11 protein-coding genes are annotated in these 12,973 nt (G+C 45.7%); 3 read left to right on the top strand and 8 right to left on the bottom strand.

Features of this window, described 5'->3' with window-relative positions; translation table 11 throughout:
* Positions 1–41: 41 nt before the first annotated feature.
* Entirely contained in the window at positions 42–695 is a 654-nt protein-coding gene (locus FC96_RS03610) for a TetR/AcrR family transcriptional regulator (protein WP_054659351.1), read from the top strand.
* A gap of 164 nt (positions 696–859) precedes the next feature.
* Here the strand turns inward: FC96_RS03610 and FC96_RS03605 are convergent, their stop codons facing one another.
* Both FC96_RS03605 and FC96_RS03600 read right to left on the bottom strand, forming a co-directional pair.
* Positions 860–2,830: a glycoside hydrolase family 127 protein gene (locus tag FC96_RS03605; protein ID WP_056942045.1), complete on the bottom strand. Its 1,971-nt coding sequence runs from the start codon at positions 2,828–2,830 to the stop codon at positions 860–862.
* A gap of 54 nt (positions 2,831–2,884) precedes the next feature.
* Positions 2,885–4,294: an MFS transporter gene (locus FC96_RS03600; RefSeq protein ID WP_056942044.1), complete on the bottom strand. Its 1,410-nt coding sequence runs from the start codon at positions 4,292–4,294 to the stop codon at positions 2,885–2,887.
* Between the two features lie 507 nt (positions 4,295–4,801).
* Here FC96_RS03600 and FC96_RS03595 point away from each other — a divergent pair.
* Entirely contained in the window at positions 4,802–5,662 is an 861-nt protein-coding gene (locus FC96_RS03595; protein ID WP_235804709.1) for an AraC family transcriptional regulator, read from the top strand.
* Between the two features lie 20 nt (positions 5,663–5,682).
* Entirely contained in the window at positions 5,683–5,877 is a 195-nt protein-coding gene (locus FC96_RS03590; RefSeq protein ID WP_054659349.1) for a hypothetical protein, read from the top strand.
* A gap of 116 nt (positions 5,878–5,993) precedes the next feature.
* Here FC96_RS03590 and argR read toward each other — a convergent pair whose 3' ends face one another.
* The 6 genes from argR to rsgA form a co-directional block, all read right to left on the bottom strand.
* On the bottom strand, positions 5,994–6,464 hold the full coding sequence (gene argR, locus FC96_RS03585; RefSeq protein ID WP_056942042.1) for an arginine repressor: 471 nt from the start codon (positions 6,462–6,464) through the stop codon (positions 5,994–5,996).
* 16 nt (positions 6,465–6,480) lie between these two features.
* On the bottom strand, positions 6,481–7,953 hold the full coding sequence (gene arcD, locus FC96_RS03580) for an arginine-ornithine antiporter (protein ID WP_054659347.1): 1,473 nt from the start codon (positions 7,951–7,953) through the stop codon (positions 6,481–6,483).
* A gap of 46 nt (positions 7,954–7,999) precedes the next feature.
* A complete protein-coding gene (arcC, locus tag FC96_RS03575) occupies positions 8,000–8,974 on the bottom strand; it encodes a carbamate kinase (RefSeq protein ID WP_054659345.1) in 975 nt (324 codons plus the stop codon).
* A 65-nt stretch (positions 8,975–9,039) separates the two neighbouring features.
* Positions 9,040–10,068, bottom strand: coding sequence for an ornithine carbamoyltransferase (gene argF, locus FC96_RS03570; RefSeq protein ID WP_056942041.1), 1,029 nt, complete (start codon positions 10,066–10,068; stop codon positions 9,040–9,042).
* A 26-nt stretch (positions 10,069–10,094) separates the two neighbouring features.
* Positions 10,095–11,330 carry an arginine deiminase gene (gene arcA / locus FC96_RS03565; protein ID WP_056942040.1) on the bottom strand — a complete coding sequence of 412 codons (1,236 nt, stop codon included), beginning with the start codon at positions 11,328–11,330 and terminating at the stop codon, positions 10,095–10,097.
* 472 nt (positions 11,331–11,802) lie between these two features.
* Positions 11,803–12,861: a ribosome small subunit-dependent GTPase A gene (gene rsgA, locus FC96_RS03560; RefSeq protein ID WP_056942039.1), complete on the bottom strand. Its 1,059-nt coding sequence runs from the start codon at positions 12,859–12,861 to the stop codon at positions 11,803–11,805.
* Positions 12,862–12,973: the final 112 nt, after the last annotated feature.

The following is a 12,973-nucleotide window of genomic DNA, read 5'->3' as shown; positions in this document are numbered from 1 at the left end:
ATTCTTTTTGATTGTTTACTTTCAAAGGAGACCGACTCACAATGCCCAATTATCAGCAGAACTCACACAACAAATCTCTCAAATCGGACCACCCAACTCATCGCCGCCGTGGCCAAGAATTGGAACAAGACATTTTAAAAGCCACCTTGAACTTGGTTCAGGAAACTAAATACGAAGACCTGACCATGGACATGATTGCTAAAAATGCCCAGACCAACAAAACGGTCCTGTATCGGCGGTGGTCATCCAAATCAGACATTGTCATCGCAGCACTCCGCACCCAGACAACCGGCCTTGCCGAACAGTTGAAACAAGTGCCTAATACCGGATCATTAGCTGGTGACTTCCACCAACTGTTCGCCCAAATTAACACCTTGCTGGCAACGCTTCACTACGAGAACTTGTTCGGCCTCATGCGCGAGCGACTTGGCGGCATTTCAATCCGAGACTACTTTGACAAGTTTCTCCAGCAAAATTGGCTCAGCCAGATGGTGCGAATTTTCTTCAAGCAAGCAGCAGACCGCGGCGAGATTGACCTTGACCAGATCGATGAATCACTCTACGATCTGCCGGCATTTCTTTTATTAAATCGAATTTATGCCCCTCATTCTCAAGCCATCGACTCCGCACAGTTGAATCATCTGATTGATGCCGTTTTGATGCCGATGTATTCAGCGTTCTTGAAGAAAAAGTAACCGACAGGCGGTAAATGCTGTCGAATTTGGTCACCAGCCGACGGGCGTGATCCGAGGCTAAAAAAGGCGCTATCCCAAAAGATGTCATGATCTTTGGGAGAGCGCCTTTTTGATTGTTCCGGTTAACGCGGCATCCGCGCTAACGACTATTTAGCGATAAAAGACTAGTTTTTTTGATGGAGCCAGACCATCATTTGACCATCAGCACGATTGGCCCAAGCGTAATACGGAATTAATTTAACCGCTGTTTTCTGGTCGGTTGATGACTGCTCTAATAGCGTATACAAAGGTGCCTCAGTCGGATCTAACAATGGCCGGTCCGCAGTAAGCGTGACGGTACCCACACCATTCAAAAGGTCGGGCTCAAACTGATAGGTTGGCTGCTTGGTTGTTTCAATCTTATTAAGCCACAATGGCGCGTCGTTATCGGCAGCCTCTGCTGCATATACGATAGGTCCCCTTTGAACGGCAACTTTCCCGTAGTCCGCGCTCACCCGATTATTACTTCGTAAAAACTTAGTACTCATATCGAGTGCCAAATCAATCGAAGTTGTGGCTTCTTCGATCTCCAAATAAATAAAACCATCCTGAACGGTCTTTTCAGTCTTTTGACCATTAATTGTTAACTCAAAATTAGCTGACCAATTCGGAATCCGGATACCCAACTTGAAGGGGTAGCGATCGGGATTTTCAATTGAATAGTGAATATCGCCGTCCCACGGAAAGTTGTTGGTTTGCGTTAAGGTCACATTATGGTCAAATGACGCCTTATTTGCGATAAATTGGTGACTCAGTATTTGTTGGTCTTGAACAGTATATAGATATTGGTCCACTGAGGTAATCAACCGAGCTAAATTGGCTGGACAACAAGCACACCCAAACCAATCTGCTCGATGGGTCAAGACATGTGCCTTTCCTGGATTCTTCGCAGAAGCCTGCGGATCAGCCTCCAACGGATTCACGTAGAAAAAGTGTTTTCCATCTAAGGACATGCCACTGATAGCACCGTTAAACAGCTCCTTTTCGAGCACATCGGCGTAGGCACCCTTTGCTTTGAGCGCTAACATTTGTCGGGCAAAAAAGGCCATACCAACCGATGCGCACGTTTCACCGTACATGGTGTCATTTGGCAAATCATAATCATACGTGAATGATTCTCCCGTAGTTGTTGAACCGATATTGCCCGTCACGTACATCCGCCGCTTAACGATGTCATTCCAGAAACGCTCGCACGCGTCGAGCAACTCTTGATCCCCAATAAACCTCGCCACGTACGCCATACCGGTGCAAAGGTAAACGACTCTGACCGCATGACCGTCTGCCAGTTGCTGGTCCTTAATCGGTTCCGCAGCCTGGTAGTATGAACGTGGAAATTCACGCATATGAGCGATAATATCGCGTTCTTCACCATCCTCGGCATTTTGCTTGTCAAAGAAAGCCGGGTCCTGACCACGCTGGGTCAAAAAGTAATGCGCTAGATCAAGGTATCGCTGTTCATGGGTCACTTCGTATAGCCGACTCAACGCCATTTCGATTTCCGGATGACCATCGTATCCCGGAATTTTTCCACTGGTCAGACCAAAGCTGGCATCAATACAATCTGCCATTCGAATTGCAATCTGAAGGGCTTTATCATTCCCCGTTTGTTCATAGTAGGCAATCCCAGCCTCGATGTAGTGACCCATTGTATACAGTTCATGAGACTGTTGAAGCCGCTTAAATTTACGCTCTGGAGCATCAATCTGAAAATATGTCGATAAATAGCCATCAGACTCTTGCGCGTCACCAATCAAGTCCACTAGAGAATCCGTGATTTTTTTTAAATCCGAATCAGCATGATAGCTGAATGAATAAGCCGCTGCTTCCAACCATTTATAAACGTCCGTATCTTGAAACGGGAAGCCATAATGGTGGCCCTTAGACTGGCCAGCCGCAATTTTTAAATTTTCAATGGCATGACTGTTGGTGTCTTGACCACCGTTTTGCGGATCGTCGGCAATTTTGATGTCAGCCTGATCGTTCATCACGGCCCACTGGTATGGTAAGACCTCTTTCACAACAAGCTCACGGTACCGCTGCCAGAAATCAGACGTGATCTCCACGTGTTTTAATCCGGGTGCTGTAGCTACTTTCATTTTTAATTTCCTCCTTGGTAATGTTACTCGTTTAAAAAATGGATGCGCCTAAGATCAATGACTGAGCTTGGCTTCCGCATTTCGCTCCGCTAACTCTTCTTGAACCACGGGTTCGTGTTTTTCCCATTTCCGATAGATAACCATGCAAATCAAGCTAATCGCATACACAATAATTGGAATCCAAATAAACGTTAGGTTAATGCCGCCAGCCGTTGCTTGACTTTGAACGACTTTGGTCGCATCAAATCCAAACCCAGCCAATATTTTCGCGGCAATGAATCCCCCAAATCCAGAGCCCATTTGAATACAAAACGAGGCCCCAAAAGCGGTTAAAAAGCCGTTTGCTCGAATGCCATTTTTCCATTCACCAAAATCAACTGTGTCACCGACCATGGCGAAAAACATTGTACATGCAGAGCCTGCCCCGATGCAGGCAATGCACCAGCCAATAAGCGCTGAGGTGACGTTGGCACCAGCCAACCCCATCCAAACTTGGCCAAGCATCGTTAACGCCAGCATAAAGACGGTCGTGCCCCACTTGTGTAAGACTTTGACAAACAACGGTACCGCCGCCATTCCAAGCACTTGAATAATTGAAAACCCATTGAAGAAAGAAATTAAGTTTTTATCGTGCAAATTGTATTGGAAATAATACGGTAACGCGGAATTTCTGATGGTGTACGCCGTCCAGTAAACTAGGTTCGCCACAACAATTAAAACCCAAGGCCAGTTGCCCTTAGTCGCTTTTAAACTTTGTTTGACGGTCACAATCTCACTATTTTCAATGTTTCTCTCACGCATATCTAGAAAAGCAACGATCAACAAAATGAACGCAACGATGGCATACACCCCGACGGCCATTGACCAGCCCCGCTGTTCGTTACCTTTCCCTAGAAAAGTCGCAAACGGGATGATAAAAGTCACTGCAAAGAAGTTCCCGACATTTCCCAGGACTAACCGAATTGAATTGGCAGACATCCGATCATCAGAGACTGAGGTTAGGTTTGGTAAAACGGACGTAATTGGCGTGGAAACCGCAATATACGACAAGTCGGCCAACACGTACATAACCCCGGCATAAACAATTTTTGCATTGGTACTCAATGCGGGTGTCGTAAACAGTAACCAGACAAAAATCGCAAATGGTAAGGCCATCCACAAAAACCACGGCCGACTCTTACCGTACTTGCTATGCGTATGATCCACTAAGATCCCCATGATTGGAACTCCAATTGCGTCAAAAATTCGACCAATCAGCAACAGCGTCCCGGCGACACCAACTCCTAAACCAAAAACGTTTGTAAAAAAGTACAGCATGTATGAACTGATAATACAGTACAATAGGTTCCCTGACATATCAGTAAACCCGTACGTCACTTTTCGCCTAAAGGATAAGTGGTCGTTTGCCAGTAACGTCTGAGCAGCTGTTACATTTGGATCAGCGTGTGTTGCATTGGAACTCATAATATCAGCCTCCAAAATTTTTTAATAGCGAACACTCAAATGGCAACTGTCCCCGCTGACCAAATTCTAAAAATAGCACGACTCATCTCAATAGGATCAGACCGGTGACTTTGCTTGTTCGTTTGTTTACAAGTAAAATAGTAACCGTTTTCAAAGTGTGATGAAAGCGCTATAATGACACAAGAGGTAGTTATTTCCGACTAATCCCAAAAATGGCCGTCTGACAAACTTGCTAAAATCTGCGGTGTTATCTAATATCGAATTTACGGTTCCATTCAATTGGCGACTGTTTCATGGTCACTTAAAACCATGACTTTTTTGCTCACTTCATATTTTGACTCAAATTCATCAAGCTTACCGTTCATATTTTTGCATTTATAGTGACTATTTCCGACTAAATTTAAAAGGGTGTTCGACTTGCGATTCTTTTCATTTATTCTCAATAAAAGTGTCTTATTTTATAAGGGTGGCGAATTTATCAGCCAATCTTCTTGGCGGCACAAGCCGATGTTTCACAAAGGCGATTACGAGGTCATCTTGTGCATTAAGGGGCCCATTCACCTCGCTGTTGAGCACAAGCACTTCACACTGCAACGAGATGACATTATTGTTCTGCCGCCATTCACGCATTTCCAAGGATTCGATGACAGCACTGAAGGTGTGGACTTTTATTGGCTTCATTTTTTCAGTCGCCAACAAGACCACCCCTTTGAAGACCAGATTGCACCGGTTATCAATAGCCTAAAAGATCACAACTCTGACCGGCCCGAAATCATCTTACCCATGTTTTTTAGAATTGCGGATGAAAGACAGAGCTTAATATTAATCCATCAGATTTTATCTGCCCAAGAAAGTATCTCCTACATTGACGAGCGCGATTATTTAACGACCGCCTTGTTAATTACCCTTTTTAAAACCTGGGTTAACCAACACGTGCCGAATGAAAGTGCCAAGGTCAATTACATCAAAGAATGGATCCGGGCAAACATTTCAGCCACTTTAACCGTGTCAGAAATCGCGGATAACGTCCACTTAAATGCGGACTACCTGACCCGAATTTTCAAAAAATATACTGGATCAACGACCCTGCAATATTTGAACCACCTCAAAATCGAAGTTGCTTCGCTGCTACTCATTAGAACCGAGATGCCCATTAAGCAGGTTGCTAGTGAGTCATACTTTAATGATTCGAAGGTCTTCACCCGGAAATTCAAGCACGAAACGGGATTATCACCGACAGAATATCGGACGAGCTACAACATTATCCATCACAACAATCCCCACGTTGATCCTCAAATTCCAATTCCAAAACGAATCGAAGACACCATTGATTACATTCCTGAAAACGGCGACTTACCAACTAAATAACTTAAAAGAGGTCATATACCGTGAATATTTTTACTAAATTAATTGCCGGCCAATCCCTCATTTCTTGGGCCCTCCAACTCATCTTCATTGCGCTGGCTTGGATGGTCGTGAACCATCAGGTAGAAAACAATTTAATGACTATTTTTGGGGCTACTATCCTCCTATTACTATGTTACGCCAGTCTAGCGCGTGATGGCCGTCAGCGTCACCGATGATTTTAGCTATTCCTTTAGCACTAGATTCCCTGTAGGAACAAATGCCATAAACCTAAAAAACCATCGCGCTAAGAATCTTAGCATGATGGTTTTTAAAATGCCCCTGCGATGATCACTTAATCCGTCAAAATATCATCGCTCAAATGTTCATGGAAAGTCGCATATAACCGCTTGGCAGCAGCCTCATCCGGGCAAAACATCACAATGGTATCGTGACCAGCCAGTGTCCCTGAGATTTCGCTCAACTCAAGGTCATCGATAATTGCGGCCAACATGTTAGCATAACTCGGAAGTGTATGCACAATGTTGATAAATGAGACTCGTTCCAATTTCGTGACGGTTTCCGAAATGGCACGGTAGAGATGTTTAATCTCGTTTTGGTTGCCAGCTTTATAGATGACATAATACAAATTCCCGTCGACGTCCTGTTGCTTGACGATTTGCATATCCTTAATGTCTCTCGAAACGGTGGCCTGTGTGGCCTTAATCCCCGCTTCCTGCAGCCGTTCTCGCAGCTCATCTTGCGTGGTAATCTTATAGTGATTTAACAACTGCTCAATTTTTTCTTGGCGCTTTTCTTTCGACATTTTATTCACTCACATTCTAAAATAACTCGCCAAACTGGGACCACGTCAAACCTGTTACCCCATTAACACCAAGGCGAACGAGTTCGAATAAGGTAAACAGGGCCAAAATCAAAATGACCAGTGAAGTTAGTCGTTCCGTTGCCGTAAAGACCTTCGGTGCATGGTTGTCATTTTTCTGCAGCCACATATAAACCGGAATTCCCGCTGCGAACAGCAAACTCATGAGCATGATATACCCGAGATTGGCAGCAAATAACAGCCAAACTGCATAGATACTTGCAATCCAACCAACGGTTAAATTCCCAGTCCGACCGGTAGTGCCGGGTGCCTCTTGCATGGAGTATTTTAATTGATAAAAAGCTGAAAAGGCGTAAGGAATCAAAATAGCGGCACTCGCAATGGAATAAAAGAAGTTATAGGCCGATGCGGTAATCAAGTACGAAAACATAAATAGTTCAACACAGACGTTAGTGAACAGTAGTGAATTAATCGGCGCACCGTTACGGTTTTCCTTCGCAAAAACTTTTGGGAAAGATCCTTCCTTAGCTGCTTCATACGGCAGCTGACCCGCAAACATCGTCCATGATAACCAAGCCCCAACAACCGAAATAATTAAGCCGACGTTAACAACCACAGCGCCCCACTTACCGACGACACTTTGTAGCAAGTAGGCCATAGCAGGTTGGCCTAAATTGGCCAGCCCCGCCCTACGCATCACACCTAGCGACAGCAATGTGACAAGCGCGTAAATCAAAATAACCGTAATAATACCGAGAACGGTTGCCTTTCCAACATCCGATCGCTTCTTAGCACGACCCGAGAAAACAACGGCCCCTTCAATCCCGATAAAGACCCAAACCGTCACCAGCATCGTATTCCGGACTTGGCTCATCACATCTGCAAACTGGAAGCTACCGGTAGAGGTGAACCAAAAGCCGTGGGTAAAAACGCCAAGTTTAAAGGCGATGATCATCGTCACCAAGAAAATAAAGATTGGGATCAACTTAGCAACCGTAATGATGGCGTTCACAAACGAGGCTGATTCGGCACCGCGAAGAATCATAAAATGACAGGCCCATAAAATAACTGAAGCAGCTACAATTGACCAAATATTTTGACCATCTTTAAAAATCGGCAAAAAGTACCCGACGGCGCTCATTAGTAACGTGGCGTACCCCACGTTTCCTAACCATGCAGATAACCAATAACCCCAAGCGGAGTTGAAGCCCATGTACTTACCGAAACCAGCTTCAGCGTAGCTATACACTCCTGCGTCAAGGTCTGGCCGTTTCATCGTTAAGTTCTGAAATGTTTTAGCAAGCATTAACATTCCAATTGCTGTAATCACCCAGCCAATAATAATGGCACCTGCACCGGCCCCTGAAGCCATGTCGTGCATGAGGTTAAAAACGCCACCCCCGATAATTGAACCGACGACTAACGCCACTAACTCAAGCAGGTTCAATTTACCACTGTTCGATTCTTCCATGTGTCCACACATCCTTTCTCAATCTAGGCAAACGCGACAAGGTTACTTATGACTTAGCCAATTCGCTCTCCACGTGATCCGCTGAGATAATTGTCCCGTCACCATCGCTCAGGAATCGCCCAACATTTTCAAGGGAAGTCACGACGGCTTTTCCTTTCGGATTGTTTTTCACAAATTCAATGGCAGCTTGAACTTTTGGTAACATGGACCCCTTAGCAAACTGTCCCTGATCGATATAGGTCTCCAGCTCAGAAACCGTCACTTGGTCTAATTGCTTTTGGTCTGGTTGGTTAAAGTTCACGTAAATGTTGTCAACCGCCGTCAAAACAATTAACAAATCCGCGTCAACCAACTCGGCTAATTTTTCGGAGGCAAAGTCTTTATCAATAACAGCTTCACAGCCAACAAACCGACTCCCCTCTCGAACAACGGGAACACCGCCTCCGCCCACTGCAATTGGGACAATATCAGCGGCGACCAACTTATTGACCACACTAGCTTCGTTTACCCCGATTGGTCTCGGTGACGGGACTACCCGTCGAAACCCACGGCCCGCATCTTCAACAAATGTTTGGTCTGGATGTTGAGCTCTGAGCGTTTCAACCTCATCTTTTGAATAAAATGGCCCAATTGGTTTCGTCGGCGACTGAAAGGCTGGGTCGTCTGGACTAACTTCAACTTGGGTGACTACCGTGGCAACGTCAACCGATAGTGCCTCCTCAGCCAACACTTGATCAAGGGCATTTTGCATCCAATAGCCGATGCTACCTTGTGTCATTGCAACCGCCGTGTCCAAAGGCATGGCTGGATTTTCAGCCGTACTACCCGCGGCTTGTTGAAGCAGTAAATTACCCACTTGAGGGCCGTTACCGTGGGAAATAATCAATTGATCGCCCTGCTTTATGAATTCAACTAAGTAACGAGCCGTGTCTAAGAGTGCTGCCTGCTGAGCTTGCGCAGAGGCGTCCTTTGATAAAATGGCGTTCCCACCAAGCGCAACAACGATTTTTCGACTTTTCATAATCATTCTCCTTCTTAACTAAAAACGGGCACATAGTCCGATGACTATATGCCCGTTTCATCTAATCAAACTTTTGGAATGAAGAGGTTCCCTAAGGTTGCAGCCATCATTGCTTTGATGGAGTGCATCCGGTTTTCTGCTTCCTCAAATTGACGAGCATATTTGCTACGGAATACTTCATCGGTCACTTCCATCTCAGTGATGCCGTACTTTTCTTTAATTTCTTTGCCGTATTCGGTAGCGGTATCATGGAAAGCTGGTAAACAATGCATGAAGATCAGCTGGTCATCTGGTGTGCCAGTCTTTTTCAAAGCGGCCATGTTAACTTGATAAGGCTTCAACAACTTAACACGTTCTTCCCAGTTGCTCTCACCCATTGATACCCAAACGTCCGTGTAAACCACGTTTGATCCCTTAAGGCCTTCATCGAGGTCGTCAGTAATCAATAATTGAGCACCCGATTTAGCAGCAAATTGGTTAGCCAAATCTTGAATCTCTTGGGTAGGATGGAGTTCCTTCGGGGCCAAAATGTGAATATTAACCCCGAGAATAGCGCCGGTCACTAACAGCGAGTTGGCGACGTTATTGCGACCATCCCCCATAAATGTCAGGGTAATGCCCTTAAGATGGCCAAAGTTTTCCTTAACCGTCATAAAGTCGGCCAACATCTGGGTTGGATGCCATTCATCCGTTAATCCATTCCAGACAGGAACGCCGCCAAACTCGGCTAAGCCTTCAACGGCCCGTTGGCTGAATCCGCGGAATTCGATCCCGTCAAACATGCTCCCTAACACTTTAGCGGTATCCTCGACAGACTCCTTTTTACCAAGCTGAATATCGTTGGCGCCGAGAAATTCCGGATGAGCACCTAAGTCAATTGCGGCAGTTGTGAAAGCTGACCGTGTCCGGGTCGACGTTTTTTCAAACAACAGCGCAATGTTTTTACCTTCTAGGTAGTGGTGCGGAATTCCGGCTTTCTTGAGTGCTTTCAGATGCAGACCAAAATCAATCAAGTATTGCAGTTCATCTGCAGTAAAGTCCTTTTCAGCTAAAACTGAGCGCCCTTGAAAAACACTATTCTTAAAATCTGTCATTCCATTTAACCTCCAAAAGTAACCAATTATAAATCTTCACGAACAAGTGGCATGCTCATACAACGTGGACCCCCACGACCTCGGGACAATTCACTTGAAAGAACCTCAAGGACCTTTAAGCCGTGTTCACGCAAGACCTTGTTTGATACGTAGTTCCGGTTGTAAGTGACAACCGTTCCTGGGGCAATCGCCAACGTATTTGAACCATCGTTCCACTGCTCACGAGCAGCAATAACGGGATCACCAGCACCAGTTGGAATCAGATCAAGGTCATCCAAGTGCAACGCGTCTTTCAAGACCTGCTTTAGGTCCGTGCGGTGATCAAGATTTAGTTCACCGTCACCACCCAACGTGATGGTCCAAGTATCAATGTGACCACCTTCGCCAAGAATTCCGGGATGGACCGTAAACTGATCACGGTTGATCATGGTAAAGACGGTATCCAAGTGCATCATTGCGTGGTTATGCGGAATGCGAATTGCGATAATCTTTTCGTATCCGCTATCACTCTTCAACAAGTTACGGGCAATGTCTTCGATGGCATTTGCTGAAGTCCGTTGTGACACGCCAATAGCCAAGACCGTATCACTCAAAACAAGTTCATCGCCACCCTCAATTCGGGTCGTGTGATTGCGATCGCGCCATACCGATAAACCTTGGTTAGCAAATCGCGGGTGGTATTTAATGATTGTTTCCATGAATAAGGATTCCCGCTGCCGAGCCGGGAAGGTCATATGATTAATACTCAACCCATCGCCAATTGAAGCAGCAGGGTCCCGAGTAAAGTACAAGTTTGGCATTGGATCCATAAAGAACGGGTAGTCCTCTTCTTCTGCGGCACTCACAAGGTCTCTTGGTACAAAGTCCAGTTCGTTTTTCCGGACCCCACCCATAATCTTGTTGACCATTGCAAAAGTATCCATCGAATTTAAATAATCTTTCAAGGCATCGTGGAGAACGCCTGCGGCATAGCCGGATTCGACCAGCATCGTTTCCAAAAAGTGGTCCTTAACCGCCGAGCCACCTGCATCTAACGCCTCGGCCGACAGCTTTTCCAGGTACAACACCTCAACCCCGTTGTCCCGGAGAGTATCTGCAAAGTTGTCATGCTCCTTTTGCGCTTCTGGGAGATATGGAATGTCATCAAACAGTAACCGTGGCATCATATCGGGCGTGAAGTTTTCCACTTCAACATCAGGCCGTTTCAGCATCACTACTTTGAGCTTACCGATTTCGGATGTAACATGAATTGGTTTTGTCATCATCGTTGCCTCCTATCTCATTTACGAGTTCATCGTAACCCCTTTTGGAAACGCTTTCTAGAGAAACTTCACATTTCAAATGTACAATCCTTCACACTTTAATTTAGGAATGTATAGGCTTACAAAATGAATATCATGAGTGCATATTTTCAGCTTTATACAAATATACATTTTAATATTTATTTGCATGATGAGATTATTGGATATTGATTAGTTTTTTTGATTCGTCGGTTTCAGTCTTTTTTTCATCTCAATTAATCACCTAATTTCTTTATATATTAGCGCTTTTTCTAAATTTCAAATCTTATCTGTCAATTTATTTCCATGGAAACGATCAGCCGAGTTGATGTTATTTAGTCTAAAAGCGCCTCACTTTCCCTTTGAAATATACAAAAAAAGACCCCCGATTTTATACAAACGAGGGTCCTCATATTCAACTTTCAGTTATGTGATTGGTGATCACTTTTACAATCTAACGGCGCTTCTTCCGGGCCTCTTTCATCATGGCCTTCATCTGTTTTTTCCCACCAAACATCCGCTCAATTTTAGCATTTTCCCGCGCTTTACCGCGTAAATGGCTATTTTGCGCCTGCTCAGTCTGCAATTGAAGGTAACTCTCGAGCCGATCTTTGTCGAGTTCGCCAGCGGAGACCGCCGCTCGAACTGCGCAGCCAGGTTCTTGTTGGTGCGTACAATCACTGAACCGACAACGAGCTGCCAGGGCTTTAACGTCATCAAATGCAGCATCAACATTTGCATCAAGTAGGCCTAGTTCGCGCATGCCTGGTGTGTCAATCACGACACTGCCGTTTGCCAACACTAATAATTGACGCGAAGTCGTTGTGTGCCGTCCGTGGGCATCATGCTCGCGCACTGCCGCCGTCAGCAACGCTCCGTGGCCCAGGAGGGGATTAATTAAGGTCGTCTTCCCAACCCCTGATGATCCCAGAAACGCGTACGTAACCCTTGGTTGCATGAAAGCCGTTAATTCGGTCAGCCCCGCCGCTGTCGTTGCGTCACAGACCAGAACGGGCTGATCACTCGTAATCTCGGCAACAGCAGCTAATTGAGCCGCTAAATCAGCCGCTTTATCCGCCTTAGTTAAGACGATAGCGGCGCGCGCACCAGAAGCGGCTGCCACGGCTAAATAGCGTTCCAGTCGGCGCAAGTTGAAGTTGGCATCCAACGCCATACACAACAGTAACCAGTCAACGTTAGCCGCCACCAATTGGGCATCGGACCGACGACCAGCCGTCTTCCTTAAAAACACCGTCTGACGGGGATTTAGCCGTTCAATAGTTGCTGTATCATCCGCGTTTTCGGGTAACCGGACCTGAACCCAGTCACCAACCGTCGGAAAATCCACCGCCTCAACCGTTTGATTCGCCAACCGACCGGCAATCTGAGCTCGGTATCGGCCCGCATCCGTCACAATCGTATACTGCTGGTGACTCGTTGCGATAATTCTGGCTAACATTAACCCGTTAGCTAAGGGTTGCTCATGAGTTGCGCCATAATCGTTCAAATTCAATTTTGTTCTCCTATCAACCGCGGAGAACTAGGCTTTGTAGTCCTCCAGTGACGTCGCAACGCCCATTACAATGCCCAACATAGACACTCATCCTTTCCATGGGATGGTTAGA

This window comes from Secundilactobacillus kimchicus JCM 15530, assembly GCF_001433995.1.
GTDB lineage: Bacteria > Bacillota > Bacilli > Lactobacillales > Lactobacillaceae > Secundilactobacillus > Secundilactobacillus kimchicus.
The sequence above is the reverse complement of the archived record's forward strand: the minus strand, read 5'-3'. Positions and strand labels throughout refer to the sequence as shown.